Genomic DNA, 26275 nt, shown 5'->3' on the forward strand with positions numbered 1-26275 from the left:
GACCAGCCTACCGTTTCACCTCCCGGCCACCGGCCGGTGCTAGGATTTCGGAGACGCGGCGGGTCGTGCCGCTCCCGTGGTGACTCGCCCCGGCCGGTTCCCCGCCAGGCGGAACCGCAAACGAGAAAGATTGGACGTTCCTGAGATGACGGCGCCTGTGCCTGCGACGAGGGAGACGGCGGCCGCCGCTACTGCCGCAGCGGGCGGTGCGGAAGTGGATAATCCCCGTTCCCCGCTCCTTGCCGGATTCGTGGGCTCCATGTTCATGCTGATCGGATCCCTGGGAGTGGGCTGGCTGGCTCCGGTGTCGGAGCTCCGCCGGATGCCGTTGTTCATCTGGATGCGTGCTGAAGCGGCCGGCGTTGCGCTCTCGATCATCCTGCTGGCGGTGGGAGGCATGCTCCTGGTGCGCGCCTGGCTCAGGCTCGGGCAGAGGGTCCGGGTGTGGGGTGGCGAGGCCCGCAAAGCCACCCTGATGGCGGTGGCGGCCTGGGGGCTGCCCATGATGTTCAGCGTGCCCCTCTTCAGCCGGGACGTCTACGCGTACATCGGGCAGGGCCGGCTGATGGTGGAGGGCTTCAACCCGTACGAGAACGGCATCTCGGCACTGTCCAACTACTTCCAGCTGGGCGCGGACAAGATGTGGACCGAAGCCCCCGTTCCTTACGGCCAGCTCTTCTTGTGGATCGAGCAGTTCGTTGTGTGGTCCACCAACGTCCAGCCCGAAGCCAGCGTGATGCTGTTCCGGCTGGTGGCCCTGGCAGGAGTTGTCCTGTGCGTTATCTACGTTCCAAAGCTCGCTGAGCTCCACGGCGTCAACCCGCACCGTGCCCTGTGGCTCACCGCCGCCAACCCGCTGTTCCTGACGAACTTTATCGCCAGCGTCCACAACGACGCACTGATGATCGGACTGGCGCTCGCCGGACTCTATTACTCCGCCACGCACAGGGTTGTCCGCGGCGTTGTCCTGGTGACCCTTTCCATCGCCGTGAAGCCCATCACCATCGTGTTCCTGCCGTTCATTGGTCTCCTGTGGGCGGGCAAGGACGCGGGCTGGCTCCGCAAATTCACGTTCTGGGGCCTGACGGCAGCGCTGAGCCTGGGCATCCTGGCCGCAATGAGCATGGTCAACGGTTTCGGCTTCGGCTGGATCAACGGACTCTCCGCGCCAGGAAGCATCTCCATCTGGTACGCGCCCGTTGGGCTGATCGGCATGGTGGTCGCCTCACTGGCCAACTCGTTCGGACTCGACGGCGCCACCCTGGCAGGATTTGTGTCCGACGCCGGGAAGCTGCTGGCCGTGGGCGTCATCGCCTGGCAGATCTTCCGCGGGGACCATGACCGGCTGATACGCCGCCTCACCCTTGCCTTTGCCTCGGTGGTCCTCCTGGCTCCCATGATCCAGTCCTGGTACGTCGTGTGGCTGATACCGCTCTTCGCCGTGACCGGAATCAGGAACGACTGGCAGGTCAAGGCGCTCTACTTTGTTGTCTCCTTCTTCATGATCTACGCAATCTCGGACCAGCTGGAAGTCTTCCCCTACCTGCAGACCGAGGACCTGGGATTTGCGCTCGCAATGGCCCGCGTGGCTGCCGCGGTGACCGGCCTGCTGTTCGGCCTGTACCTGATCTTCTGGGATCCCCGCACCCGCCGGCTGTTCCGAAAGACCCACGAGAACGTCGTCGAACGCCCCGTCATCTGACCGGCGCCAGGTGGCGGACTGCCTCCCTCCGCGACAGGGGACTCATGGCGGCAGCATGTGCAGCCACAAACGCGGCAACCCATCCAGGATCCGTTTTGCCGTACTCGCGCAGAGCCCAGCCAATGGCCTTCCGGATGAAGAACTCCGGGTCCGCCAGGTTCGCTTCCACAACACGCGCCAGCAGCGCGGAATCAGTTGCGGCCTTCGCCTTGAGCTGCGACAGGATGGCCGCCCGCCGAATCCAGAAATCCGGATCGGTGCTCCAGCGGAGCAGCACTCCCGTCATCTCCGCCCGGTTGGCCTGGAGAAGCCCGCACAGCCGTCCCGCCGTGCCGTCCACAAAATCCCACCAGGCGCCACTGCGGATGAATTCCTCGTAGGCAGGCAGCATCCCCATGTCGCCGCTGACCATGCGGTTGGCGGTGAGATCGATCGCGGCATACCGCTCCTCCCTGGCAGCGGCGCCGCGCCACAGCTCCAGGGCGGTGGCCCGGAGCTGCTCCGGTGAGTCGAACGGAGCCCCGGCCGCCGCCGCTGAAACGATGTGCCGTACCTCGGGCACGCGCACCCCGAGGCAGGGAATTGTGGATTTCAGGTAGGCCCCCGCGCCGGCTGCCCGTACGGGATCGGCTTGTTCCCGCAGTCCGGTGCGGACGGCAGCGAGCACGCGGCCATTCACGGCCTCCCCGTGGTTCATGATGCAACCTTAGCCAGCGCAGGGGAGCGGCAGCAGCGGGCGCCGCGCTCCCGCAGCAGGCGGTTCTGCAGATCCGCGCTGGAGAAGATTTACGCTAGGCTGGTTAGCGCTAACAACAATGAACCGGCTGCCAAGAGGAACCCCATGCCATCGACGGAACTCAGCATCGCCAGCGGCCCCTACACTGCGGTGGTCACAACCCGCGGGGGCGCCTTGCGCGAGCTGCGGCACCAGGGACGGGACCTGGTGGTGGGCTTTGCTCCGGAGGGGCCCATCCCGGACTACCGGGGCGTCATCTGCGTGCCCTGGCCCAACCGGCTGGCGGACGGCAAGTACACCTATGCGGGCAAGGACTTCGAAGCCGCGATCAACGAACCCGAGCGCGGCTCCGCCCTGCATGGGCTCGCAACCGGACTGGACTGGGAGTTGCGGCAGGCAGCCGCGGACTCCGTGGTGCTTGCCTGCAGGGTGGAAGCCGGCCCGCACTACCCGTCTGACCTTGAGGTCTCCGTTACCTATTCGCTGGGTCCTGACGGGCTGCGCAGCACGGTAGAGGCCATCAATGTTGGCCGGGCCACCGCCCCCTACGGCGCCTGCCCCCATCCCTACCTGGTTGTGGGGGAGGGAAAGCTGGACGACTGGATCCTTGAACTGCCGGCAGCCGAATTCCTTGAGGTGACGCCGGACCGGCTGCTTCCCACGGGGATGAAGAGCGTGGAGCGGCATGAGTTCGACTTCCGCAGCCCCCGCCGGATCGGTTCCTTGAAGATCGACCACGCTTTCACCGGAGTCTCACGGGACCAACATGGGATGGCCCGCGTCCGCCTGCAGGATCCGGCGGGAACCGGCGTGGAACTGGAGTGGGGCGCCGAGTGGCCCTGGGTCCAGGTCCACACCGCGGACAAGCCCGTGGGGCCGGACCGGCTGGGACTGGCCGTGGAGCCCATGACCTGCCCGCCGGATGCCTTCAACTCGGGGACCGACCTGCTCCACCTCAAGCCCGGGGAGTCGCATGCGGCGTCCTGGATCATCAGGGCACTGGCCTAGTCCGGACTGTCCGCTGTAGAAGGTCCGGAGGTCCAGCCCGCACGGTCCAGCCAGGCGGCGCACAATTGTGTCCACTGGTCCGGCCCGGGCTCCTCCGCCGCGAGGCCAAGGCCGTGGCGCCCGCGGGGAAAGACGTGCAGTTCAGCAGGAACGCCCGCGCTCATCAGTGCCCCTGCGTAGTCCAGGCTGTGGCTGACCGGGACGGCCGCATCATCCGCCGTGTGCCAGACGAACGCGGGAGGGGTTGCGGCGCTCACGTTGCGTTCTGCGGAGAGTTCTTCGAGAAGGTCCGACGACGGCGCGCCGCCAAGGAGGTTGTCCACCGACCCCTGATGCACGTACTGCGTATAGGACACCACGGGGTAGCACAGCACCGTTAGGGCCGGGACGGCCTCCGGCACGTCCAGGTGGACGCTTCCGGTTGGCGTGGCCGTGGACAAAGTGGCGGCAAGGTGCCCGCCGGCGGAGAATCCAAGGACGCCCACGCGGTCCGGATCCACGGCGAGGCCGTGGGATCCGTTGCGGATGTGCAGCATGGCTTCCTTGGCGTCCTCCAGGGGTGCCGGGTGCCGGTCCGGTGCCACGCGGTACCTCAGCACGAACGCATGGATTCCCAGCGCGGCGAGCCACTCGGCCACCGGCTCCGCCTCGTGGTCCGCCTGGCGCGCATAGCCGCCGCCGGGCAGGACCAGGATGGCTGGCCTGTTCGTGCCGGCACCCTTGGGTCCGGCGGAATGGCGTGCGGGGACGGCGGTCAGCGCGGCCGCCATGCCTAGGCCACCGCCTCGGTGCTGCGACGGAGCGTCACTTCACCGCTGACGGTCGGTTGCTCTCCGTCCGCGTCGGCATCGCTGCTGCCGGTGGCGGGTCCCGTGGCCTGTGTTGCAAGCCGGCCAATCTCCTCCAGCGGCAGCCGCACGGTGGACAGCGCAGGGCGGAAGTCCCGCAGTGTCTCGATGTCATCGAAGCCGGCGATCGTGGCGTCCCTGGGTATCCGCAGTCCTTCAGCGCGCAGTGCCGCCGAGGCGCCGATGGCCATGACGTCGTTGACGGCGAAGATGCACAGCCTTGGGGCCGCGGCGTCCCCGGTGCCCTTCCCGCCGGCCTTGATCCGGGCTGCCAGAGTGAGGCCGGCTTCATAGCCGCCCGCACGGTTGAATGCGGTGCGCAGGATTTCGGCGGGTGCGCGGCCTGCCCGGGCCAGGCCTTCCTGGAAGCCGCGGACCCGGTCATCGGATGTCAGGAGGCCTTCCGGGCCGCCGATGATGACGAAGTCACCGTCCCAGCCGGCAGCAAGTTCACCTGCCAGCGCCCCTGCGAGCTCCTGGTTGGGGACGGCCACCACGTGGTAGCCCTCAGCAGCGGTTGCGCCCACCACGGGGTGCCCCACCACGGCCACCCGGCCGCCGTTGCGGCAATACCGGTCAAGCTCCGCCGCAAGTTCAGCGTTATCGTCCTGGTCCTCGGTCCTGCACGAGCGGGAGCCCGCGATCACGATCGAGTCCGCACGCCGGGCGGCGAAGGCCGCAACGGCTTCGCGCTCCTCGCCGGGGGCCCCGCCGGTGGTGGCCAGGAGCACCATCTTGCGCTGTTCCCGGGCGGCAGCCTGGACGCCCCTGGCTATGGCGGCGAAGTAGGGGTCGGCGATGTCGTGGACGATCAGGCCGATGAGGCCCGAGCTGGATTTCGCAAGCCCCTGTGCCTGGGCATTGGGGATGTAGCCCAGGGAGTCGGCCGCCTGGCGCACCCGGTCCGCAATGTCCTTGCCCGGCTTGCGCGCAGAGCCGTTCAACACCCGGGACGCGGTGGCGGGGGAGACTCCGGCCAGCCGGGCCACCTCGGTCAGGGTACTTGCAGCCACGGGATCTCCTGGATAAAGGGGGCCAATAAGGGGTCACCACATTATGGCAGTTTGAAGTTCTTCCGGAAAGCGCTTGCCAAGTGTTACCCGGACGGTGCATCATGGACGTAGTGGGAATGCGCTTTCCCAAATCAGCTTGAGTACAAACTGCTCACTCACCGTGGAGGACACATGGGCTTCGAAACTAAAACCATCCGCATCGCCATGAACGGCATCACCGGGCGGATGGGCTACCGCCAGCACCTGCTGCGTTCCATCCTTCCCATCCGCGATGCCGGCGGCTTCACCCTGGAAGACGGCACCCGGGTCCAGGTCGAACCCATCCTCGTTGGCCGCAATGAGGCTAAGATCCGCGAACTGGCCGAAAAGCACAAGGTCGCTGAATGGACCACGGATCTGGACTCGGTGATCAACGATCCCACCGTGGACGTCATCTTCGACGCGTCCATGACCAGCCTCCGCGCAGCCACACTGAAGAAGGCAATGCTCGCCGGAAAGCACATCTTCACCGAAAAGCCCACGGCCGAAACCCTTGAAGAGGCCATCGAACTTGCCCGCATCGGCAAAGAGGCCGGCGTCACGGCCGGCGTCGTCCACGACAAGCTCTACCTGCCCGGCCTGGTCAAGCTCCGCCGCCTGGTGGACGAAGGCTTCTTCGGCCGCATCCTGTCCATCCGCGGGGAGTTCGGCTACTGGGTCTTCGAAGGCGACATCCAGGCAGCGCAGCGTCCCTCCTGGAACTACCGCAAGGAAGACGGCGGCGGAATGACCACGGACATGTTCTGCCACTGGAACTACGTCCTTGAGGGCATCATCGGCAAGGTCAAGAGCGTCAATGCCAAGACTGCCACCCACATCCCGGCACGCTGGGACGAGGCCGGCAAGGAATACAAGGCCACGGCGGATGACGCCTCCTATGGCATCTTCGAGCTCGAGACCCCGGGCGGCGACGAAGTCATCGGCCAGATCAACTCGTCCTGGGCGGTGCGCGTGTACCGCGATGAACTGGTGGAGTTCCAGGTGGACGGTACCCACGGCTCCGCCGTCGCCGGCCTGAACAAGTGCGTTGCCCAGCAGCGCGCCCACACCCCCAAGCCGGTCTGGAACCCCGATCTGCCCGTCACCGAGTCCTTCCGCGACCAGTGGCAGGAAGTCCCCGCCAACGCCGAGCTGGACAACGGCTTCAAGCTGCAGTGGGAAGAGTTCCTCCGCGACGTCGTGGCCGGCCGCGAGCACCGCTTCGGGCTGCTGTCCGCCGCCCGCGGCGTCCAGCTTGCCGAGCTCGGCCTGAAGTCCAACGATGAACGCCGCACCCTCGACATCCCGGAGATCACCCTCTAATGACCTCGCTCATCCTTCCCTCCTCCGACGGCGGCACCCGCGAATACCGGCTGCAGGGCGGCACCTCCTGGGCCCGCCCGACGGCCCCGCTGACTGCCCGGCGCGCCTACGCTGCCGCGCACGTCATCCCCGAAGTCCTCGCTGACAACACCCCCGGCGCCCCCGCCCGGCTCGACTGGGACGCGACCATGGCCTACCGCCATGAGCTGTGGTCCTACGGGCTCGGCGTGGCAGACGCCATGGACACCGCCCAGCGGGGCATGGGCCTTGACTGGGCAGCCACGCAGCAGCTCATCAAGCGGACCGGCGTTGAAGCGGCCTCGGTGGTCTCGGCAGGAAACGCGGCGACAGCCGGGAAATCGGTCCGGGACCTGGTTTCCTGCGGAGCCGGCACGGACCAGCTGGACATCGACTCACTGCCGGTCGGCGAAGCCGGCATCAAGGCCGTGCTTGAGGCTTACCGCGAGCAGATTGCCGTGATCACCGAGGCCGGTCCAAAAGTCATCCTGATGGCATCGCGTGCCCTTGCCAAGGTTGCCACCGGGCCTGACGACTACCTGAAGGTGTATTCCACCCTGCTGCAGGAAGTGGACCAGCCGGTGATCCTCCACTGGCTGGGCACCATGTTCGATCCCGCCCTCGCCGGCTACTGGGGATCGGACAACGTTGCCACCGCCACCGGGACGTTCCTGGGCCTCATCAAGGACAACGCGGACAAGGTGGACGGCGTGAAGGTCTCGCTGCTGGACGCCAGCCACGAGGTTGCCCTCCGCGCCGCCCTCCCCGAAGGCGTCCGCCTCTACACCGGTGACGACTTCAACTATCCGGAGCTCATCGACGGCGACGGCACCCATCACTCGGACGCCCTGCTGGGCATCTTCGCAGCCATCTATCCGGCCGCCTCGGTGGCCCTGCAGAACTACGAGGCCGGCAACACCGCCAAGGCACGCGAAATCCTGGACTCCACCCGCGAGCTGGGCAAGCACATTTTCAGCGCCCCCACGTTCTACTACAAGACCGGCATCGCATTCATGTCCTGGCTCAACGGCAAGCAGCCCGGCTTCCAGATGGTGGGCGGCCTGCACTCCGGCCGTTCCGTGTGCCACCTTGCCAGGACCTTCGAACTGGCCGACCAGGCCGGCCTGCTGCGTGACCCCGCCCTGGCCGCCTTCCGGATGTCTGATTACCTGCGGATCAATGGAGTGGGAGTATGAGCGACTTCTCACGCCTGTCCATCAACAGCGCCACCACCAAGAAGTGGACCCTCGCCCAGGTGGTAGACGGCTGCGTCGACGCCGGGATCCCCGCCATCGGTCCCTGGCGGGACCGGGTGGAGGAAGCCGGCCTGGACAAGGCTGCCCGCCTGATCAAGGACGCCGGCCTTCGGGTTTCCTCCCTGTGCCGCGGCGGATTCCTCACCGCACCTGACGCAGAGGGGCAGGCTGCAGCGCTTGCTGACAACCGCGCGGCCATCCTCGAAGCCGTCGCGCTGGACACCCGGGAACTGTTCCTGGTGGTCGGAGGGCTGGCTCCGGGGGAGAAAGACGTGGTGGCTGCACGCCGCCGGGTCGCCGACCGCCTGGCCGACCTGGTTCCCTTCGCAGAAGAGAACGGGGTCCGCCTGGTCCTGGAGCCGCTGCACCCGATGTACGCCGCGGACCGCGCCCTGATCTCCACCCTGGGCCAGGCCCTGGACCTTGCGGCGCCGTTCGACGCCGCCACGGTGGGCGTCGCCGTCGACACTTTCCATGTCTGGTGGGACCCCGAACTGAAGGCGCAGATCGAACGCGCCGGCCGGGAAGGCCGTATCGCTTCCTACCAGGTCTGCGATTTCAACATGCCCATCGCTGCCGATCCGCTGCTGTCCCGTGGATACATGGGCGACGGCGTAGTGGACTTCGCCACCATCGGCACCTGGGTGCGCGACGCCGGCTACACCGGTGACATCGAAGTGGAAATCTTCAACCAGGACATCTGGGACACGGACGGCAACACGGTCCTGTCCACGGTGAAGGAGCGCTACGCGGAGCTTGTCCTCCCGTACGCCTGACCCACTCTGGATGTCCTGACCAGACCGCGGGCTCCTGCTAACGTCACGGCAGGAGCCTGCGCCCCACCAAAAGAACCCGGACCGCATGTGCGGTCCGGGTTCTTTCCTGCGACTGGTACTTAGGCGTACAGCGAGGCGTACCGGCGGTAGCGGGCCAGCACGCCGGCGTCGTCCTTGCCTGCGGGGAGGTCGACGGCGTCAAGCGCCCACTGCGGGAAGTGCCCGGTGAGTACCCCTGCGGCCTGGCGGGCGGCGCCGTCGGCCACGTACTCGCCGGGACGCGGCACGGTGATGTTGATCCCCAGCAGCTGTGCCGCCACCTCCTGCACCGCAGCCGATTGTGCCCCGCCGCCCACCAGGATGATGCGGCGGGCTTCAACACCCTGTGCCTGCAGGGCCGCCAGGCCGTCTGCCAGCGAGCAAACAACGCCTTCGACGGCGGCGCGCGCCAGGTTGGCAGGCGTGTAGTTCGCGCGCGTAATGCCGTGCAGTGAGCCGGTGGCATCCGGCAGGTTGGGCGTGCGCTCGCCGTCGAAATAGGGCACCAGGGTCAGGCCGCCGGCGCCGCTTTCGGCGGACAGCGCCAGGTCGTTGAACTCCCCGATACTGACGTCCAGCAGCGCAGCGGTGGCATCGAAAACGCGGGTGGCGTTCAGCGTGCACACCAGGGGGAGGTAGTGCCCTGCGGCGTCGGCGAACCCGGCCACCAGCCCGGACGCATCGGCGGCCGGGGTAGCCGACACGGCGAACACTGTTCCCGAGGTGCCAAGCGACATGACCACGTCGCCCAGGCCTGCACCCACTCCCAGCCCTGCAGCGGCATTGTCCCCGGCCCCTGGGGCCACGAGGGCGCCGGCGGGAGTCTTGCCTGCGACATCCAGCGGGCCCAGCACCTTGGGAAGCAGCGGAACGTGCCCCAGCGAGGACTTCAGGACCTCCGGCAGATACTCACCTGTCGCCGTCGAGAAGTAACCCGTTCCCGAAGCATCGGAGCGGTCAGTCCTCAGGGCCGCCAGGCCTTCCTGGCCGCTGCCCTCGCCGTAGCCCAGAAGCCGCCACGACAGCCAGTCATGGGGTAGGCACACCGCCGCGATCCGTGCCGCGTTCTCCGGCTCGTTGGCGGCCAGCCAGTGCAGCTTGGTGAGTGTCAGCGACGCTACCGGGACAGTGCCTGTAGCCTGAGCCCAGTAGCGGGCGCCAGCGGCAGCATCGCCGTCGCCCGCTTCTTTGATCAGGTCCGCAGCCGCACCGGCACTGCGCGTGTCATTCCACAGCAGCGCAGGCCTGACTACTCCACCTTCGCTGTCCAGGCAGACCATGCCATGCTGCTGGCCGCCAACGGACACTGCTGCCACGTCGTCCAGTCCGCCAGCCGCTGCCACTGCCTCCTGCAGGGCAGTCCACCAGTGGTCGGGGTGGACTTCGGTGCCATCAGGGTGGCTGGCACGGCCCTGGCGGACCAGTGCTCCGGTGTCCGCATCACGGATCACCACTTTGCATGACTGGGTGGAACTGTCGATGCCCGCTACGAGTGCCATAGCTTTAGCGGGCGCCCATGAGGTGCTCGATGGCGAGCTGGTTGAGCCGGACGAACGCGAAGGAGCGTTCGGCGGCCTTGTCGGCGTCGAAGTCCTCAAAGGCGGTGGTGTCGCCCAGCAGGTCGGCGGTGGTTTCGCCGGCGGCGAGGGTGGGCTCGCCGAGCTCGAAGACGCCGGAGGTGGTGAGGGCTTCCTGGACCTGGGGGTCGGCGCGGAAGGCCAGTGCGCGTTCCTTCAGGAGCAGGTACATGTTCATGTTGGACTTCGCGGATTCCCAGACGCCGTCGTAGCCATCGGTCCGGGAAGGCTTGTAGTCGAAGTGGCGCGGACCTTCGTAGCGGGGACCGCCGCCCGGGAAGCCGTTCTCGAGCAGGTCCACGGTGAAGAAGGCGCTGGTGAGGTCGCCGTGGCCGAACACGAGGTCCTGGTCGTATTTGATGCCGCGCTGGCCGTTGAGGTCGATGTGGAAGAGCTTGCCGGCCCACAGGGCCTGGGCGATGCCGTGGGTGAAATTCAGCCCGGCCATCTGCTCGTGTCCGGTTTCGGGGTTCAGGCCCACAATGTCGCCGTGTTCGAGCTGGGCAATGAAGGCCAGTCCGTGGCCGACGGTGGGAAGGAAGATGTCGCCGCGGGGCTCATTGGGCTTGGGTTCGAGGGCGATGCGCAGGTTGTAGCCCTTGTCCTTGATGTAGGCGGCGGCGGTGTCCACGCCTTCCTTCATCCGGTCCAGGGCTGCGGAGAGGTCCTTGGACCCGTCGTACTCGCTGCCTTCACGCCCGCCCCACATTACGAAGGTCTCGGCGCCGAACTCGGCCGCGGAGTCGATGTTGCGCAGCACCTTGGACAGGGCGAAGCGGCGGATGGAGCGGTCGTTGGAGGTAAAGCCGCCGTCCTTGAACACCGGGTGGCTGAACAGGTTGGTGGTCACCATGGGAACCTTCAGCCCTGTCTCGGCAAGGGCCGCCTTGAAGTTCTTGAGGATCAGCTCACGCTCAGAAACCGTGGCATCGAAGGGCACCAGGTCATTGTCATGGAAGGTAATGCCGTAGGCGCCGAGTTCGGCCAGGCGGTGCACGGCCTCAACGGGATCCAGGGCTGCGCGCGTGGCGACGCCGAACGGATCGGCGCCGGTCCAGCCAACGGTCCAGAGGCCGAAAGTGAACTTGTCAGCGGGCGTCGGAGTGAGTGTCATGATGCGTCCTTGCAGTCAGTTTGCCGCCGGTTCGGCAAGTTAGTTTATCGCTTGAACTATATAAGCGTGATTACGCTAGGGTCAATAGGGACCGGAGACGGACCCGCATCGAATCCAAGGAGAGCGGCCATGGCGAGTACGGCACCTGCTACTGCCCCGTCCGACGCCGGGTCACCGGGAAACATGGCGGACGTGCGGCGGAACAACCTCGCCCTGGTCCTGGCCAGGGTGGCGCAGTCACCGTCCGGATTCCACCTCACCCGGGCGCAGCTTGCCGCGGCCACGGGGCTGACCAAGGCATCCGTTTCGAGCATCGTCCTGGAGCTGCTCGAGGCCGGCATCCTCCGCGAGGTGGGCCTGAGCAGGCAGGGGGAGCGGGGCCGGCCGGGGGTGGGGCTGGAACTGAACCCTTCGCGGGGCGTCATGGGCATGGAAATCAACGTCGACTACATTGCCGCGGGCGTGACAAGCCTGTCCGGGGAACTCGTGGTGAAAGAGATCCGGGAGCGGGACAACCGTGACAGCCCGGGCGAAGCCGTGATGTCCGCCCTCGTCCTGCTGGCATCGGAGGTGCGGGAGGCGGCTGCCGCCAAGGGGGTCGACGTCCTGGGTGGCGGACTTGCCGTTCCCGGCCTTGTTGAAGCCGGCAGTTCGACTGTCACCGTTGCCCCCAACCTGGGCTGGGTGGACACCAGACTGGATGTGGCCCGGCTGCTTCCCGGAGTGCCGTTGGGGGTCTCCCTCTTCAACGAGGCCAATGCTGCCGCGCTCGCAGAACTTGCCCGCGGCCCCCAAAGGAGGGACTTCCTGTTCGTTTCGGGCGAAGTAGGCGTCGGTGGCGGGCTGGTCCTGAATTCCGAGCTTTTCACTGGTCCTGAAGGCAACGCGGGCGAGGTGGGCCATATTGTGGTGGACCCTGGGGGCATCACCTGCTCCTGCGGCGGGACAGGGTGCCTGGAGACCGTGGCCGGCCAGGACGCGATATTCTCTGCGGCAGGAATCAGCGTAAAGGGCCGGTCAAGGTCGGAAAGCATGGCGGACCTGCTGGGCGCCCTGGCTGCCGGCAGTCCTGCCGCGCTGACAGCTGTTCAACGGGCGGGTACGGCGCTGGGGGTTGCTGTGGCATCGGCGTCCCGGGTGGTCAACGTCCGGGCGGTGGTGCTCGGAGGGCACTTCGCCGTCCTTGACCAATGGCTCCACGGGCCACTTTTGGAAAGCCTGGCGAAGTACGCACCCGGAGCGCTTTCCCCTGAGCACGTCATCACGTCCACGGTGGGGGAGGCCGGGGCACTCCTGGGGGCGGCCGGCAGCGTGGTCAGGGCGCTGGTGGAGGCGCCGCACCGGCTGCAGGCGTGAAACGCACACGCCCTGGTGCGCGTTACTCATTGCCGCTTTGCCGCCGCCACATAAAGGGGCCATAAAAGGTAGGGCAGCGGGAAAAGCGAAACACCCCGGTCCGTGGACCGGGGTGTTTCAGTTTGGTGCCCCAGGAGGGAATCGAACCCCCGACCGGCGGATTAGAAGGCCGCTGCTCTATCCCCTGAGCTACTGAGGCATGGCCTTCCGGAGCTGATCTCCGGCGCCTCAAAAAGTTTACATTGCCCGGAGTGCCGGCACAGTCATCCGCCGCCGGCCTGCCGACTTTTCCTCCACAGGCAGGGCTCAGGCCGGGTTGTCCACATATACGGGCCACGCCCTCGAACCTGAAGAGGGCGACGGCGATGCTGGTTCTGCCTGCTAAAGGCACCACCATTGAAGACAGGACGTAGAGATGAGCGAAACCATAACGATCCGGGGCTTCGTTGCCACCGAGGTCAAGAGCTCCACAACACCAGGGGGAGTGGCCACCGCTTCTTTCCGGATTGGGTCAACCTCGCGGCGGCGTGACAGGGAAACGGGTACCTGGTCCGATGGCCACACAAACTGGTTCCTGGTCCAGGGCTATCGCCACCTGGCGGGAAGCATCGGCTGCAGCATCAGGAAGGGACAACCCGTCATAGTGGTCGGCAGGCTGAAGATCCGCAGTTGGGAACGGGACGGCCGGGTCTACTACTCACACACCATTGATGCCGAGGCCGTGGGCCACGACCTCACGTGGGGCACGGCCAACTTCATCCGGTCCTCTGCCAAGCCGGTCCTCTCGCTCGTGGACCAGGAGCCTCCCCTCGCCGAGGGCGAACACCCTGCTGCGGACGGACCGTTCGACGAACCCGAAGACAGCGATGAAGACCCGGACGGCGGCGGAGATCCGGCGGTTGCCTTCATCGAGGACACAAATGGCGAAATGGTCCCCTTGGACCTGGAAACGGGGGAACTCGCCGGATCAGGAGTGTAGAAGAGCTGTTGTCGTCGCTCTCATGGCCGCCTTGGCGGGCAGGACCCAGGCACCCCCCGGCCGTGTCCTGCCCGTCCAGGTTGTGAAGGAGATTCACCGGCTCGTGGCAGAATGACTGCATGCAGCCTCCCCTCGACCACCGGCAGATTGTCACGGCCGGGGCCTCCCGGGTTGAACGCCCCACCTCAGGGAAAACTGCACTGTTGTCAACGCAGCGGCAGGCCCGCCGTCTGCTGGTTGTGCTGTCCGTCGCTGTCCTGGCCGGATCACTGTCAGGCTGCGTGGGCGGGACGCCGTCGGTCAATCAACCCGGATCAACAGGTCCGGGAGTCGCAGCGCCAGAGGCTAGCGGCCCAGCCGCTGCAGATTCAGAGGCCGGCCCCGGCACGCCCGGGCCCCAGGCCTCCGGACCCCTGGCCGATACCTCCGCGGGGACCCCGAATGCCAGCGCTGAAGCTGCCGCCACGGAAACCGTCCGCCAGACCGTCACTGACGCCCTGGGCCGGCTGGCGGCGGGAACACCCAAACCTGCCACTGCCCAGGTGAGCGAGGCGCTGACCGGAGCGGGCATCGCAGCCGGGGTGCTTGAAGTCTCGCAGAGCCGGACCCCCACCGGTCTGGAAGCAGATGCCATCGAGGCGGCAGTGCTCCAAGGAGGCGACTGCGTGATCGGCCAAGTCCGCGACGGAGCCGTGGCGGTGACCGTGCTGCCTGTCCTGGCCAGCGGCAAGTGCTTTGTAGGCACCTAAGCAAGTCGCGCGGAATGTGAGATATGCCTGCCAACCCACTAGATTTGGAACCATGGCGGAATTTATCTACACAATGACCAAGGCCCGCAAAGCCGTTGGCGAAAAACTTATTCTTGACGACGTAAGCATGTCCTTCTTCCCGGGCGCCAAGATCGGCGTCGTGGGCCCGAACGGTGCCGGTAAGTCCACCATCCTCAAGATCATGGCTGGACTGGACACCCCTTCCAACGGTGAGGCCCGGCTGAGCCCCGGCTACACTGTGGGCATCCTGCTGCAGGAGCCCCCGCTCAACGAAGAAAAAACCGTCCTGGGCAATGTCCAGGAAGGCGTGGGCGAGATCTACGGCAAGATCCAGCGCTTCAACGAAATCTCCGAGGAAATGGCCAGCCCCGATGCTGACTATGACACCCTCCTCGAGGAAATGGGACAGCTGCAGGAAGCCATTGACGCCGCAGATGCCTGGGACCTGGATTCCCAGCTGGAGCAGGCAATGGATGCCCTCCGCTGCCCGCCGGCGGATGCTGACGTCACCAACCTCTCGGGTGGCGAACGCCGCCGGGTTGCCCTGTGCAAACTGCTGCTGCAGAAGCCCGACCTGCTGCTGCTGGACGAGCCCACCAACCACCTTGACGCAGAGAGCGTGCTGTGGCTCGAGCAGCACCTGTCCTCCTACGCGGGCGCCGTCCTGGCCGTCACCCACGACCGGTACTTCCTGGACCACGTGGCCGAATGGATCGCCGAGGTGGACCGCGGCCACCTGTACCCGTACGAAGGCAACTACTCCACGTACCTGGAGAAGAAGCGTGCCCGCCTGGAAATCCAGGGCAAGAAGGACGCCAAGCAGGCCAAGCGCCTGAGCGAAGAACTTGAGTGGGTCCGCTCCAACGCCAAGGGCCGCCAGACCAAGTCCAAGGCCCGCCTGGCCCGCTACGAGGAAATGGCCGCAGAAGCGGACCGCACCCGCAAGCTGGACTTCGAGGAGATCCAGATCCCGCCGGGACCCCGCCTGGGCGGCCTGGTGCTGGAAGCCAAGAACCTCCAGAAGGGTTTCGAGGACCGCACCCTGATCGACGGGCTGTCCTTCAGCCTGCCCCGCAACGGCATTGTGGGCGTCATCGGCCCCAACGGCGTCGGCAAGACAACGCTCTTCAAGACCATCGTGGGGCTGGAACCTCTCGACGGCGGAGACCTCAAGATCGGCGACTCGGTCAAGATCTCCTACGCGGACCAGAGCCGCGGCGGCATCGACCCCAACAAGACCCTGTGGGAGGTTGTCTCCGACGGACTCGACTTCATCCAGGTGGGCCAGGTCGAAATGCCGTCCCGCGCCTACGTGGCCGCCTTCGGCTTCAAGGGCCCGGACCAGCAGAAGAAGGCCGGCGTGCTCTCCGGTGGTGAGCGCAACCGCCTGAACCTGGCGCTGACCCTCAAACAGGGCGGCAACCTGCTGCTCCTCGATGAGCCCACCAACGACCTCGACGTCGAAACCCTCAGCAGCCTGGAAAATGCACTGCTCGAGTTCCCCGGCTGCGCCGTGGTGGTTTCGCACGACCGCTGGTTCCTGGACCGGGTGGCCACACACATCCTGGCCTACGAAGGCGACGAGGAGAACCCCTCCAAGTGGTACTGGTTCGAGGGCAACTTCGAATCCTACGAGGAGAACAAGGTGGAACGCCTCGGCCCGGACGCCGCCAAGCCGCACCGCGTCACGCACCGCCGCCTCACCCGAGACTGACAGGCAGCGGCCGAACAGGGCCAGCGCTCATAAGGCAGCGCAGTTAAAGACAGTACGGAACAGGCCGGCACCCACTGGGTGCCGGCCTGTTCTGCGTTTAACGCCCTGGAGGCGGGATTCCCGGTCAGTCCCGTCCGGCTTTGCGGATCTGATGCTCCATCACCTTGGACTGGAAGGCGCCCACCACCTTGTTCTTCAAGTCGGTGGGCACCCGGACCATGCCCTCCTGCGCCACGGATGCCACGTGCTGCCCCGCCTGGTTGAAGATCTTCCCCGTCGCCAGCCCGCGGGCACCCTGCGCGCTCGGTGACTCCTGGACATACAGCAGCCACTCGTCCACGCGCGCGGGGCGGTGCCACCACATCGCATGGTCGAGGCTGGCCACGTTCATTCCGGGGGTAATCCAGCTCAGGCCGTGGCGCCGCAGGATGGACTCAAGAAGGGTGTAGTCGCTGGCGTACGCCAGGGCCGCCCGGTGCAGGTTGGGGTTGTCCGGCATCGGCCCGAAAGTCTTCATCCAGACCGCATTGCGGGCTTCCCGCTGGCCCTTGGCGGAGACGTACAGCGGCGGATCCACATGCCTGATGTCGAAAGGACGCTCATAAGCCCAGTGCCGCGCCACGGGGTGGTCGAATTTGCCCAGCAGGTCGGCGGTACTGGGCAGGGACTCGGGGTCCGGGATGCCGCTTGGCATCGTGGACTGGTGCTCAATCCCTTCGTCCTCGCCCTGGAAGGAGGCAATCATCGACAGGATGGGCGTGCCTTCCTGGTAGGCGTGGACCCGGCGTGCCGAGAAGGACCGGCCGTCCCGGAGCCGCTGGACGCCGAAGGTGATGGGCTTGTTGGCGTCACCAGGGCGCAGGAAATAGCCGTGCATGGAGTGCACAAAACGGTCGGGAGCAACAGTCCTGATGGATGCGATGAGTGACTGCGCCAGCACCTGGCCGCCAAACACCCGGTGGTGGGGCTGCTGCTGGGAAGGTCCCAGGAAGATGTCCTCATCCGTCCGTGCCCCCTCCAGCTCACCAAGGTCAAGGAGGGAGATGAGCGATGAGGTGGGATCTTCGCTGGGGAGCGCCAGCAGTCCGGCGTCGGCTTCAGTCATGGTTCGACTCTAGACGGCACCCCGGCACTGCTCAACAAAGCCCCAGCCGGTAGTGTTCTTGGTGTGTCTGATCTCCTCACCTCGTCCTTCCGTTTCGCCGACTCCCAGGACCTCGCCGACCTGAAGACCTTCGCCACGCGCGCCAAGGCCATTGACGACGGCGCCATCCGGCTTCAGGCGGCAGGTTCCGTCCTCGCCGCGTATGTGTGCGTGCTCCGGCCGAGGCTTTTGGGCGAATCGACCCCGACGATCCTGGGGCTGCGCACCATGGCCCTGGCGGAAGCCTCGGCGACGGATGTGACCGTGGCATTGTCCGCTGTCCTGGACCGTTTGGCCCGCGCCGGCCAGGACGACGTCGAACTTCCCGTGCCGCCGTCCACCGTCAGCGAGTCCTGGACGGGCGTGGGCGCTCCGCGGAGCGGGTGGGAGCTGATCGGCTCCCGGCCCGATGCGGAACTGCGGGCGGCGGCCGAAGCAGGCATTGCCGAAGTGGCTGGAATCGTGCCGGACAGGCCCGGCGCACTGATCGTTAACAACGCCCGCGCTGCGGTGTGGGGCCGGGAACTCGATGCGTCAGGGCTGCCCGCCGGAGCCGCCTTCGCAGCACTGGCCCTGGGATTCCTCGCCGACGGTGACCAGAAGCTTTACCGGGCCGGCCGCTGGTTCCGCCTCACGGGCAGCCGCGGCCACGTCCTGGCGCGGACCGGAAGCGGACTTCTTTAACCGCCGGTTACGGCGTTATCAGTCAGGATGCCGAGGGGCTGTTCACCATGGACAGTGCAGCCCGCTCCATGTAGTCCCACAGGGTGCCCTCGTACAGCGGCGGAAGTTCCAGGGCGTCCACGGCGGTCCGCATGTGGAAAAGCCAGCGGTCCTTGGCCTCAGGGGTCACCTTGAACGGCATGTGCCGCATGCGGAGCCGGGGATGGCCGCGTTCCTCGCCGTAGGTGGTGGGCCCGCCCCAGTACTGTTCAAGGAACATCAGGAAGCGGCGCTTCGCCGGCGCAAGGTCTTCCTCGGGGTACATCGGCCGCAGCAGGGGATCTGTCGCCACGCCGTCGTAGAAGACGTCGATCAGCTTCACGAACGTTTCGTGCCCGCCCACGGCATCGTAGAAGTTGTCCGTGTAGCCGGGCTTGCTGAACGGATCGTTCTGCATCAGCTGCGGCCGCTGCGGTTCGATGGGGATCGTCATCGCTATTCTCCGGCTTTCTGCTCGGTCTTCGTATTCTCGGCACCGTGGTCAGAGCCCTGGTCCGTGGTGCCGTCCGGCGACTCGTGCAGCGGCACGTAGTTGCCCTGGGAACGGTTGCCGACACGGAGGATCTCACCGTTGCGCAGGTACCAGATGGCGCCGTCGTCGGACCGGACCCGGGTGATCCGCAGCCCCATGGATTCCACCACGCCCACAACCTCGCTGGTCTCGATCACGTCGCCAATGCCGAACTGGTCTTCAATCGTAATGAAGATACCTGCCAGGAAGTCGCGGATCAGCTGCTGGGCGCCGAAGCCGATGGCCACACCAAGGATGCCGACGCTGGTGAGCAGGGGCGCGATATTGATGTCCAGGTTCTGCAGCACGTACATGCCGGTGATGACCACCACCAGCACTCCCACGATGCTGTTCAGCAGTGAACCGATGGTCTCCGCACGCTGGACGCGCCGTTCATGGTCCAGCGCCCGGAAGGCGGGGGCGGCCCACCGGAACGTAGGTTTCTTGAAGAAGTTGCTGCCTGCCGCCACGCGTTTGGTGATGCGGGAAATGACGAAGGTGGCCACCAACCAGACGGCAACGCCGACGCCGAGACTGATCACGATGCCGGTGACGCTGATGCCGTCCGGCTCGCTGGCGGCGGAAGGAAGGATGGACAACGTGCTGACCATAAGGGGGGAGTACTCCTGCTGTTGTCCGGCTGTGCCGGGAAGGGGGGCCGTGCTGCCGGTTACGCCCGGCGCGGACGGCTCTGTTCTCCTTCAACACTATCGCCGTAGCCTCTCAACATGCGCATCCTTGTCCTCGGCGGAACGGCCTTCCTCTCCGCAGAAATCGTCCGCAGCGCGGTGGCGGCCGGGCACGATGTCACCTGCCTGGCCCGCGGCTCCGCGGCTGTTCCGCCCCCGGGCGCATCCTGGCTGAGGGCGGATCGTTCACTGGGCGCGAACGCCTACGCCGATGCAGAGGGGGAATGGGACGCGGTGGTCGACGTCGCCCGCGACCCTGTGGCTGCCACCGAGGCCCTCGAGGCACTCGCAGGCCGTGCAGCGCACTGGACGTTCGTGTCCAGTTGCTCCGTTTATGCGGATGCTTCGGTTCCCGGCGCGGACGAGGCCACTCCCCTCCTGCCTGCGCTCCCGGCGGGCACACCGTCCACGGCGGACACGTACGGCGAATCCAAAGCGGCCATCGAGGAGGCAACCCTGCAGGCCGCGGGCGGGAAAGTCCATCTGTGCCGTGCCGGCCTGATAGGTGGCCCGGGAGACAGCTCAGACCGTTATGGCTACTGGCCCGCCCGGTTCGCCCGGGACAGCAGGCCGGTCCTCGTTCCCGCCATTGACACCAGCCCCACCCAGGTCATCGACGTCCGCGACCTCGCAGCCTGGATCCTGCGCGCGGCAGAGAAGGGCGTAACCGGGCCGCTTAACGCCGTGGGAGGCCAGGTGCCTTTCGGGACGTTCATTGCGGCTTTCAGGGACGCCGCGGACCACCGCGGCCGGGTAATCCCTGCAGCGGAGGCCTGGCTGGCCCGCCAGGGCGTCAACTACTGGGCAGGCCCGGATTCACTGCCGCTCTGGCTCCCGCCCGGGCATGATGGATTCATGGCCCGGAGCAACAGTGCAGCGCTCAACGCCGGCCTGCAGCTCCGGCCCTGGCAGGAAACGCTGGCCGGGACGTTAATGGACGAACGCACGCGCGGACTCGATCGGCCCCGGAAAGCAGGCCTGTCCCCGGGGACCGAGGCACGGCTGGCCAAGAAGCTGCCGCGGAGCCTTTGAGTCCGCCCGCCCAACTAAGTAGCAGTAAGTGTCGTTCTGAGCCCTGAAAACGACACTTAGCGCTACCTGGTTGGCCCATCAGGCCGTTAGCGTCACCGGTTCATGACCCACCGGAAAGTTCACGCTTCGGGCAATGAAGCACACCTGGTTCGCTTCATGGTGCAGCCGGCCGGCCAGCTCCACATGCGCCGGATCCGCCACCGTAACCGTCGGGCGCAGCATGACACTCTCAAACTGGCCGCTGCTGTCCCGGTTCAGCTTCAGCATCCCGGACGCCTCGTCGCGGTAGTCCGTGACCACCACGCCGTGCTTCACGGCCACGTGCAGGTAGGAGAGCATGTGGCACTGGGCCAGGGCCGCAAGGAGCAGCTGCTCCGGGTTGTAGCGCTCCCTGTCCCCATGGAACGTGGGGTCCGCCGAGCCCTTTAGGACCGGCAGCCCGGGAATAAGGATGTCGTGGTCCCTGGAGTAGCCCCGGTAGGACGCCGTCCCCCCACCGGTGTTGCCGGTCCATTGGACGGTCAGCCCGTACCGGTGTTCGCTGAGTCCCATCCCGCGCTCCTACGCTTCGCCCGGGAGGACATCAGCCGCACGGGCGCGCAGGGCCCGGGCAACGCCGTCGCGGTTCTCCAGCATCATTCGCCGCAGCGCGGAGCTGGCCGGCGGAAGCGCCGCCAGGAAACCGTCGGTGCGGTCGATGGTCGCCTGGGTGGTCAGCAGCGCCGGGTAGAGGCCGACGACGATCTGCTGGGCCAGTGCGTGGGTGCGGGTGTCAACGATGCCCGGCACGGCCTCGAAGTATTTTTCGGCGTACGGCTCCAGCAGGGAGCGGTCCAGTACCCGCATGAAGCCGGTGACCGCCGAGCCCTGGAGCGCGTTGGACAGCTCGCCCTTGACCACGATGGAGTCCCAGGCTGCTGCCTTGGCTTCGGGAGTGGGGATGGCTGCCTTGGCCAGGGCCGCGGCATTTTGGCCGCTGGAGGTGTTGTCGCGCTGGAGTTCAGCGTCGATGCCCTCCTGGCCGAGGCGACCGCCGGCCACCAGGGACGCCACCAGCTCCCAGCGCAGGTCCTGGTCCACGGCCAGCCCCTCCAGCGTGGCCGAACCGTCCAGGAGTCCCGCCACCCGGTCCAGTTGGGACCCGCTGCGTGCCAGCAGCGCAAAGGACTTGACGAACTGCAGCTGCGCATCGGATCCACCGGCAACCCCGGACGCCAGGTCCCACAGCCGGTCCGCGGCCGCCACCGTAGTAGCTTCCCGGTGCTTCTCCGCCACATAGAAATTCAGGGTGGTGGCCAGCTGGCGGAGCTGGACCAGGATCACAGAGGAATCCGACTCCGCCGCCACATTGGAGAGGACCAGGTCAACGTACCGACGTGCCGGGGTCTCGCCGTCGCGGGCCGCGTCCCAGGCCGAGTTCCAGACCAGGGTCCGCGGCAGGCTCTGGCTGAAGTCCTTCAGGTGCGCCGTAGCCGTCAGCAGGGATTTTTCGTCGAGCCGGACCTTGGCATAGGCGAGGTCGTCATCGTTGACCAGGATCAGGTCCGGACGCGCGAGCCCCACCAGGCCGGGCACCTCGGTGCGTCCGCCGTCGACATCCAGCTCCTCGCGGTGCACCCGCTCAAGCTTGCCGGAGCCACTGAGGTTGTAAAAGCCCACCGCCAGGCGGTGCGGGCGGATGGTGGGCCATTCGTCCACGGCCGACTGCACAATCGCAAAGGACGTGAGGCGACCCTCGCCGTCCACCTCAAGCTCCGGCTTCAGGGTGTTCACACCGGCGGTTTCCAGCCACTGCCGTCCCCAGTCGTCAAGGTCGCGGCCGCTTGCCTTCTCCAGTTCCACCAGGAGGTCGCCCAGTTCGGTGTTCTGCCAGGAATGCTTGGCAAAGTACTCACGCACGCCGGCCATGAACTGTTCCGGCCCAACCCACGCCACCAGCTGGCGGAGGACGGAGGCGCCCTTGGCGTAGGTGATGCCGTCGAAGTTGACTTCCACGTCCTGGAGATCATTGATCTCGGCGAATATCGGGTGCGTGGTGGGCAGCTGGTCCTGGCGGTTGGCCCAGGACTTTTCCACGGAGGCGAAGGTGGTCCACGCGCTGGTGAAGGACGTCGCCTCCACCGCCGCGAGGTGGGACATGTACTCGGCAAAGGACTCGTTCAGCCACAGGTCGTTCCACCAGCGCATGGTCACCAGGTCCCCGAACCACATGTGGGCGAGCTCGTGGAGCACCGTGATGGCACGGCGCTCAACCTGGGCGTCCGTGACCTTGCTGCGGAAAACGTAGCCTTCCAGGATGGTCACCGCGCCGGCATTTTCCATGGCGCCGGCGTTGAACTCCGGAACAAACAGCTGGTCGTACTTCTCGAACGGGTAGGGGCAGCCGAACTGCGCCTCGAAGAAGGCGAAGCCCTGCCGGGTGAGCTCAAAAATGTTGTCCGCGTCGAGGTACTGCATCAGCGACTTCCGGGCGAAGACGCCCAGCGGAATGGTCCGCCCGTCAGAGCTCACCACTTTGCTGCGGACGGACTGGTAGGGGCCGGCGATCAGGGCCGTGACATAGGAGGACAGCCTGGGCGTGGGGGAGAAGGACCAGACAGAGCGGGCGCCGCCGTCATCCCCGGGCGTGGTTTCCACCGGTGCCGGCGTGGGCGAGTTGGAGATGACGTCCCAATGCGAGGGTGCCGTCACCGTGAAGGTAAACGTCGCCTTCAGGTCGGGCTGTTCGAACACGGCGAACATCCGGCGGGAATCCGGAACTTCGAACTGTGTGTACAAGTAGACCTCGTTATCCACCGGGTCCACGAAGCGGTGCAGCCCTTCACCGGTGTTCATGTACGGCGCATCGGCCACGACCGTGAGCTCGTTCTGCTCACCGAGGTCCGGCAGCTGGATCCTGACGCCGTCCGCCACGGTGGCGGGATCCAGGCTCCTGCCGTTCAGGGTGATGCTGTGGACTGCGGAGGTGACGGCATCGATGAAAGTGGTGGATCCGGGCCTGGCGCTGAACTTCACGGTGGTGCTGCTGCCGAACACGTCTCCGCCCCGGGTCAGGTCCAGGCTGACATCGTAGGACTCGACGGAGATCAGTTGGGCACGTTCCTTGGCTTCAACGCGCGTGAGATTCATACCTGGCACAGTGGGCCCTCCAGAAAGATTGCGTCTGCGCAGCTGGCGGTGCCCAGCGGCGGCACTGCTCATTCTTGCATTCCCTGGCCCCTGGGCACGTAGCGCGGCTCACAGCGGATGGGGAAAGGGGGCAGGACGCCAGGTGCCTGCTGCCGGAGTAGCGTTGGACCATGGGCAAGCTTATGGATTCGGTGGACACCAGGGCGCTGCGTTTCGCCGCAGGGTTTCCGGTGCTCCTGGCCGCCGGTTTTGTCATATGCGCTTTCCTGCTCCGGCCGGACCTTCCGGAGCCGCTTGCCATCCGGTGGACGGACGACGGCGGCGCGGCCTTTGCGCCCTTCGGCACCTATGTGGGCGTGGGCGCGGCGGCGATCGTGGTGGCGGGCTGGCTGGTCCTCTCCCAGGCCGTGACTCTTAACCGGCCTGCAATCATGCGCCGGATCATGATGGGCGCCGGAATGTTCCTCAGCCTTTTCGTCACCAGCGCCCTCGCTGCAGGCCTGGTGGGGCAGGCAGGACTGGCCGACGCCCGTGAGTCCCACGTGGACATGATTGTCCTCGCCCTCGGCAGCGGTGCGGCCGTATCGCTTGGCGTCATCATTGCCTTCGTTTTCAAGGCCGACCAGCAGTGGTCGCTCGACGATGACCGCGCGCTCCAGCTGGCCCTGGCCAAGGAAGCCGACCCGGACCTGGCACGGGACAGCATCCGCTTCTGGGTGCACGCCCGCAGCTCGGTCTTCATCATGATCGCCATAGCGTCGCTGTTTCCCTCGGCGCTCATTACCGTCGCCGTGCCCTGGCTCGGGATGCTCCTTGTGCTCCTTGCGGTGGTGGGCGCCGCCTTCCTGTTCGCACGGGTCAAAGCGGACCGCAAGGGCCTGAAGGTCCTCCTGGCCGGCATCGTGCCGGTCATGAACGTGCCGGCGGGAGCCATCTCCGGCGCCACAGCGGCGGATGTGAAGGCGGCAGACTATGGTGGGTGGGGCTACCGGCACCACGGCGGAACCTCAGCCATGCTCGTCAGCAGCGGTCCCGCCGTCGTCGTCAGCAAGACTGACGGCCAGCGCCTCGCGGTGAGCGGCGGCAGCCCCGCTTCCGCTGCCAGGCTGGCCGAGGTCCTCACCCGTGTGGCCGCAAGGGCGCGCGGCGGAGGCGGCGGCCAGCCACCAGCCGCCCCGCCGGAGTCCTAGTATCCTTGACCCTGTTGTCCTGACCCTGGCCTGCGCCGTCCCGGCCGGCTGCCGGCGCCCCAACCGAACGGATTCTGCTCGTGACTTCTTCCCCTGCCTTCCCGCGGGTCCACATCGCCACCGACCATGCAGGCATGGAGCTCAGCGCCCACCTGGTGCAGCACCTGTCCGCCAAGGGATATGAGGTGGTGGACCACGGTCCCAAGGCCTACGACGCGCAGGATGACTACCCGTCGTTCTGCATTAATGCCGCCCTTGCGGTGGTTGCGGACCAGCAGGCAGGCGTCCACGCACTGGGCATCGTCCTCGGCGGCTCGGGCAACGGGGAGCAGATTGCCGCCAACAAGGTCAAGGGCGTTCGTGCGGCACTGGCCTGGAACCACTCCACAGCCGTCCTGGCCCGAGAGCACAACGACGCCAATGTTGTTGCCGTGGGGGGCCGCCAGCACACCGTTGAGGAAGCAACCGGGCTCATCGAGGCCTTCCTGTCGGAGCCCTTCAGCAACGACGAACGCCATGTGCGCCGCATCGGCAAGATTGCCGCCTATGAAACAACCGGCGAGGTCATCGAGTAGTGCCTGAAGGGCATTCCGTCCGTCGGCTCGCGCGCCAGTTCGGGGACGTCTTCGGCGGCCGCCGGCTCAGTGTGTCCAGTCCGCAGGGCAGGTTCAGCGCAGGCGCCGCGCTGCTGGACGGGCACACCCTCCTCGCGGCCGACGCGCACGGCAAGCACCTGTTCCTGCACTTCGACAACGCGCTGGTGCTGCATGTGCATTTGGGGCTGTACGGGGCCTGGAGCTTCGGCGGTGACAGCACTTTCGCCGGTTCATCCAGCATCGGAGCGCCGCGCCGCGTGGGGGAGCGGGAAACTTTTGCGGAAGGAAGCGACGACGGCGGAGGCCCCGGCAGCGACGGAGACGGCGCCTACGCCGGACCGCCGGCTCCGGTGGGCGCCGTCCGGGTCAGGCTGTCCAGCAGCAACGGCTGGGCCGACCTGCGGGGTGCCACCACGTGTGAGGCCATCACCCTGGCCGAGACTGACGTGGTGCGGGCACGGCTGGGGCCTGACCCGCTGGTCAACCGCAGGGGTGATGCCGGCCGCTTCGCCGCCAACCTCCAAAGCCGCAAGGCACCCGTGGCTGCGCTGCTGATGGACCAGAAGATCATTGCCGGCGTGGGGAACGTCTACCGCGCGGAAGTCCTGTTCCGGCGTCGGCTGGACCCTTGGCTGCCCGGCAACAATCTCCAGGACGGTGAGGCACGGAAGCTGTGGCGCGACGTCGTCTCCGTTATGAACGATGGCGTCGCCGACGGCAGGATCATTACCACGACGCCCAGGTACTGGACGGGAAACGGCAGGGCGGCCAAACCCGCGGCCGAAGCCGCCGCGATGAAAAGCGGAACCTTCCCCGCCCGGGACAACGCCCATTTTGTGTACAAGCGTGACGGATTGCCCTGCCGGGTCTGCGGCACCACGGTGCTGGCCGCAGAACTGGTGGGCCGCAAGCTCTACTGGTGCCCCTACTGCCAGCAGTCCTGAACAGGGCACCGCCGGCTTACGGCAGACCGAATCGGGGCACTTCGACACGGACACTCCGGCCACAGACGCT

General features: G+C 66.6%; 24 protein-coding genes and 1 tRNA gene. 14 read left to right on the forward strand and 11 right to left on the reverse strand.

Features of this window, described 5'->3' with window-relative positions; translation table 11 throughout:
* The first annotated feature begins 145 nt into the window (after positions 1-145).
* The gene (gene mptB, locus WHH00_RS07580) at positions 146-1702 is read left to right on the forward strand and encodes a polyprenol phosphomannose-dependent alpha 1,6 mannosyltransferase MptB (protein WP_406637784.1); all 1557 of its coding nucleotides are present in this window, start codon (positions 146-148) and stop codon (positions 1700-1702) included.
* On the opposite strand, the gene WHH00_RS07585 is transcribed toward mptB, so the two are convergent.
* Entirely contained in the window at positions 1695-2399 is a 705-nt protein-coding gene (locus WHH00_RS07585; protein WP_406637786.1) for a DNA alkylation repair protein, read from the reverse strand. The two genes, mptB and WHH00_RS07585, sit on opposite strands and share 8 nt — an antisense overlap.
* A 144-nt stretch (positions 2400-2543) precedes the next feature.
* Between WHH00_RS07585 and WHH00_RS07590 the strand changes: the two genes are divergently transcribed.
* A complete protein-coding gene (locus WHH00_RS07590) occupies positions 2544-3446 on the forward strand; it encodes an aldose 1-epimerase family protein (protein WP_406637788.1) in 903 nt (300 codons plus the stop codon).
* Here the strand turns inward: WHH00_RS07590 and WHH00_RS07595 are convergent.
* Both WHH00_RS07595 and WHH00_RS07600 read right to left on the reverse strand, forming a co-directional pair.
* Positions 3443-4216, reverse strand: coding sequence for an alpha/beta hydrolase (locus WHH00_RS07595; RefSeq protein ID WP_406637790.1), 774 nt, complete (start codon positions 4214-4216; stop codon positions 3443-3445). The two genes, WHH00_RS07590 and WHH00_RS07595, sit on opposite strands and share 4 nt — an antisense overlap.
* Positions 4217-4218: 2 nt before the next feature.
* The gene (locus tag WHH00_RS07600; RefSeq protein ID WP_406637792.1) at positions 4219-5307 is read right to left on the reverse strand and encodes a LacI family DNA-binding transcriptional regulator; all 1089 of its coding nucleotides are present in this window, start codon (positions 5305-5307) and stop codon (positions 4219-4221) included.
* Positions 5308-5478: 171 nt separating this feature from the next.
* Here WHH00_RS07600 and WHH00_RS07605 point away from each other — a divergent pair, with 171 nt between their 5' ends.
* From WHH00_RS07605 to WHH00_RS07615, 3 genes are read left to right on the forward strand one after another with little or no spacing between them, the layout of a single operon-like run.
* A complete protein-coding gene (locus tag WHH00_RS07605; protein ID WP_231457809.1) occupies positions 5479-6648 on the forward strand; it encodes a Gfo/Idh/MocA family protein in 1170 nt (389 codons plus the stop codon).
* Positions 6648-7862, forward strand: a complete 1215-nt coding sequence (locus WHH00_RS07610; RefSeq protein WP_406637794.1) for a dihydrodipicolinate synthase family protein — start codon at positions 6648-6650, stop codon at positions 7860-7862. Before WHH00_RS07605 ends, WHH00_RS07610 begins: the two co-directional genes overlap by 1 nt.
* Positions 7859-8698 carry a sugar phosphate isomerase/epimerase family protein gene (locus WHH00_RS07615; protein WP_406637796.1) on the forward strand — a complete coding sequence of 280 codons (840 nt, stop codon included), beginning with the start codon at positions 7859-7861 and terminating at the stop codon, positions 8696-8698. The genes WHH00_RS07610 and WHH00_RS07615 overlap by 4 nt, the downstream gene beginning before the upstream one ends.
* A gap of 119 nt (positions 8699-8817) precedes the next feature.
* Here the strand turns inward: WHH00_RS07615 and WHH00_RS07620 are convergent, their stop codons facing one another.
* Positions 8818-10236, reverse strand: coding sequence for a xylulokinase (locus tag WHH00_RS07620; RefSeq protein WP_406637798.1), 1419 nt, complete (start codon positions 10234-10236; stop codon positions 8818-8820).
* A 4-nt stretch (positions 10237-10240) separates the two neighbouring features.
* Positions 10241-11428 carry a xylose isomerase gene (gene xylA, locus WHH00_RS07625; protein WP_231457813.1) on the reverse strand — a complete coding sequence of 396 codons (1188 nt, stop codon included), beginning with the start codon at positions 11426-11428 and terminating at the stop codon, positions 10241-10243.
* A 129-nt stretch (positions 11429-11557) separates the two neighbouring features.
* Here xylA and WHH00_RS07630 point away from each other — a divergent pair, with 129 nt between their 5' ends.
* On the forward strand, positions 11558-12784 hold the full coding sequence (locus tag WHH00_RS07630) for an ROK family protein (protein WP_406637800.1): 1227 nt from the start codon (positions 11558-11560) through the stop codon (positions 12782-12784).
* Between the two features lie 123 nt (positions 12785-12907).
* On the opposite strand, the gene WHH00_RS07635 is transcribed toward WHH00_RS07630, so the two are convergent.
* Positions 12908-12983, reverse strand: a tRNA-Arg gene (locus WHH00_RS07635).
* Between the two features lie 216 nt (positions 12984-13199).
* Between WHH00_RS07635 and WHH00_RS07640 the strand changes: the two genes are divergently transcribed.
* The 3 genes from WHH00_RS07640 (at position 13200) to ettA (ending at position 16247) form a co-directional block, all read left to right on the forward strand.
* Positions 13200-13763 (forward strand): single-stranded DNA-binding protein, encoded by a 564-nt coding sequence (locus WHH00_RS07640; protein ID WP_406637802.1) that lies wholly within the window; start codon positions 13200-13202, stop codon positions 13761-13763.
* A gap of 119 nt (positions 13764-13882) precedes the next feature.
* Positions 13883-14512 (forward strand): DUF6993 domain-containing protein, encoded by a 630-nt coding sequence (locus tag WHH00_RS07645; RefSeq protein WP_406637804.1) that lies wholly within the window; start codon positions 13883-13885, stop codon positions 14510-14512.
* 52 nt (positions 14513-14564) lie between these two features.
* Positions 14565-16247 (forward strand): energy-dependent translational throttle protein EttA, encoded by a 1683-nt coding sequence (ettA, locus tag WHH00_RS07650; RefSeq protein WP_231455992.1) that lies wholly within the window; start codon positions 14565-14567, stop codon positions 16245-16247.
* Positions 16248-16371: 124 nt separating this feature from the next.
* On the opposite strand, the gene WHH00_RS07655 is transcribed toward ettA, so the two are convergent.
* The gene (locus WHH00_RS07655; protein WP_231455990.1) at positions 16372-17352 is read right to left on the reverse strand and encodes an acyl-CoA thioesterase II; all 981 of its coding nucleotides are present in this window, start codon (positions 17350-17352) and stop codon (positions 16372-16374) included.
* A 63-nt stretch (positions 17353-17415) separates the two neighbouring features.
* Here WHH00_RS07655 and WHH00_RS07660 point away from each other — a divergent pair, with 63 nt between their 5' ends.
* A complete protein-coding gene (locus tag WHH00_RS07660; RefSeq protein ID WP_406637806.1) occupies positions 17416-18075 on the forward strand; it encodes a hypothetical protein in 660 nt (219 codons plus the stop codon).
* Positions 18076-18097: 22 nt separating this feature from the next.
* On the opposite strand, the gene WHH00_RS07665 is transcribed toward WHH00_RS07660, so the two are convergent.
* Positions 18098-18547, reverse strand: coding sequence for a globin (locus WHH00_RS07665; RefSeq protein WP_406637808.1), 450 nt, complete (start codon positions 18545-18547; stop codon positions 18098-18100).
* Positions 18548-18549: 2 nt separating this feature from the next.
* Entirely contained in the window at positions 18550-19236 is a 687-nt protein-coding gene (locus tag WHH00_RS07670; protein ID WP_406637810.1) for a mechanosensitive ion channel family protein, read from the reverse strand.
* A 117-nt stretch (positions 19237-19353) separates the two neighbouring features.
* On the opposite strand from WHH00_RS07670, the gene WHH00_RS07675 reads away from it, so the two are divergent.
* A complete protein-coding gene (locus WHH00_RS07675; protein ID WP_406637812.1) occupies positions 19354-20346 on the forward strand; it encodes an NAD-dependent epimerase/dehydratase family protein in 993 nt (330 codons plus the stop codon).
* A 78-nt stretch (positions 20347-20424) separates the two neighbouring features.
* On the opposite strand, the gene WHH00_RS07680 is transcribed toward WHH00_RS07675, so the two are convergent.
* Complete coding sequence (locus WHH00_RS07680; protein WP_406637814.1) at positions 20425-20898, reverse strand: OsmC family protein; 474 nt, start codon at positions 20896-20898, stop codon at positions 20425-20427.
* A gap of 9 nt (positions 20899-20907) precedes the next feature.
* Positions 20908-23475 carry an aminopeptidase N gene (pepN, locus tag WHH00_RS07685; RefSeq protein WP_406637816.1) on the reverse strand — a complete coding sequence of 856 codons (2568 nt, stop codon included), beginning with the start codon at positions 23473-23475 and terminating at the stop codon, positions 20908-20910.
* A 170-nt stretch (positions 23476-23645) separates the two neighbouring features.
* Here pepN and WHH00_RS07690 point away from each other — a divergent pair, with 170 nt between their 5' ends.
* The 3 genes from WHH00_RS07690 (at position 23646) to WHH00_RS07700 (ending at position 26205) form a co-directional block, all read left to right on the forward strand.
* Complete coding sequence (locus WHH00_RS07690) at positions 23646-24665, forward strand: hypothetical protein (protein WP_406637818.1); 1020 nt, start codon at positions 23646-23648, stop codon at positions 24663-24665.
* Between the two features lie 80 nt (positions 24666-24745).
* Positions 24746-25240: a ribose-5-phosphate isomerase gene (locus WHH00_RS07695; protein ID WP_406637820.1), complete on the forward strand. Its 495-nt coding sequence runs from the start codon at positions 24746-24748 to the stop codon at positions 25238-25240.
* Positions 25240-26205: an Fpg/Nei family DNA glycosylase gene (locus tag WHH00_RS07700; RefSeq protein WP_406637822.1), complete on the forward strand. Its 966-nt coding sequence runs from the start codon at positions 25240-25242 to the stop codon at positions 26203-26205. The genes WHH00_RS07695 and WHH00_RS07700 overlap by 1 nt, the downstream gene beginning before the upstream one ends.
* Positions 26206-26275 lie beyond the last annotated feature (70 nt).

The organism is Pseudarthrobacter quantipunctorum, from assembly GCF_045291495.1.
In the GTDB taxonomy this organism is placed as follows: domain Bacteria; phylum Actinomycetota; class Actinomycetes; order Actinomycetales; family Micrococcaceae; genus Arthrobacter; species Arthrobacter quantipunctorum.

What these genes read in the sequence shown, in the direction of transcription:
- mptB (WP_406637784.1), top strand. Translation starts at nt 146, where the DNA reads ATGACGGCGCCTGTGCCTGCGACGAGGGAGACGGCGGCCGCCGCTACT.
- WHH00_RS07585 (WP_406637786.1), bottom strand. Translation starts at nt 2,399, where the DNA reads ATGAACCACGGGGAGGCCGTGAATGGCCGCGTGCTCGCTGCCGTCCGC.
- WHH00_RS07590 (WP_406637788.1), top strand. Translation starts at nt 2,544, where the DNA reads ATGCCATCGACGGAACTCAGCATCGCCAGCGGCCCCTACACTGCGGTG.
- WHH00_RS07595 (WP_406637790.1), bottom strand. Translation starts at nt 4,216, where the DNA reads ATGGCGGCCGCGCTGACCGCCGTCCCCGCACGCCATTCCGCCGGACCC.
- WHH00_RS07605 (WP_231457809.1), top strand. Translation starts at nt 5,479, where the DNA reads ATGGGCTTCGAAACTAAAACCATCCGCATCGCCATGAACGGCATCACC.
- WHH00_RS07610 (WP_406637794.1), top strand. Translation starts at nt 6,648, where the DNA reads ATGACCTCGCTCATCCTTCCCTCCTCCGACGGCGGCACCCGCGAATAC.
- WHH00_RS07615 (WP_406637796.1), top strand. Translation starts at nt 7,859, where the DNA reads ATGAGCGACTTCTCACGCCTGTCCATCAACAGCGCCACCACCAAGAAG.
- WHH00_RS07620 (WP_406637798.1), bottom strand. Translation starts at nt 10,236, where the DNA reads ATGGCACTCGTAGCGGGCATCGACAGTTCCACCCAGTCATGCAAAGTG.
- xylA (WP_231457813.1), bottom strand. Translation starts at nt 11,428, where the DNA reads ATGACACTCACTCCGACGCCCGCTGACAAGTTCACTTTCGGCCTCTGG.
- WHH00_RS07630 (WP_406637800.1), top strand. Translation starts at nt 11,558, where the DNA reads ATGGCGAGTACGGCACCTGCTACTGCCCCGTCCGACGCCGGGTCACCG.
- WHH00_RS07640 (WP_406637802.1), top strand. Translation starts at nt 13,200, where the DNA reads ATGAGCGAAACCATAACGATCCGGGGCTTCGTTGCCACCGAGGTCAAG.
- WHH00_RS07645 (WP_406637804.1), top strand. Translation starts at nt 13,883, where the DNA reads ATGCAGCCTCCCCTCGACCACCGGCAGATTGTCACGGCCGGGGCCTCC.
- ettA (WP_231455992.1), top strand. Translation starts at nt 14,565, where the DNA reads ATGGCGGAATTTATCTACACAATGACCAAGGCCCGCAAAGCCGTTGGC.
- WHH00_RS07655 (WP_231455990.1), bottom strand. Translation starts at nt 17,352, where the DNA reads ATGACTGAAGCCGACGCCGGACTGCTGGCGCTCCCCAGCGAAGATCCC.
- WHH00_RS07665 (WP_406637808.1), bottom strand. Translation starts at nt 18,547, where the DNA reads ATGACGATCCCCATCGAACCGCAGCGGCCGCAGCTGATGCAGAACGAT.
- WHH00_RS07670 (WP_406637810.1), bottom strand. Translation starts at nt 19,236, where the DNA reads ATGGTCAGCACGTTGTCCATCCTTCCTTCCGCCGCCAGCGAGCCGGAC.
- WHH00_RS07675 (WP_406637812.1), top strand. Translation starts at nt 19,354, where the DNA reads ATGCGCATCCTTGTCCTCGGCGGAACGGCCTTCCTCTCCGCAGAAATC.
- WHH00_RS07680 (WP_406637814.1), bottom strand. Translation starts at nt 20,898, where the DNA reads ATGGGACTCAGCGAACACCGGTACGGGCTGACCGTCCAATGGACCGGC.
- pepN (WP_406637816.1), bottom strand. Translation starts at nt 23,475, where the DNA reads ATGAATCTCACGCGCGTTGAAGCCAAGGAACGTGCCCAACTGATCTCC.
- WHH00_RS07690 (WP_406637818.1), top strand. Translation starts at nt 23,646, where the DNA reads ATGGGCAAGCTTATGGATTCGGTGGACACCAGGGCGCTGCGTTTCGCC.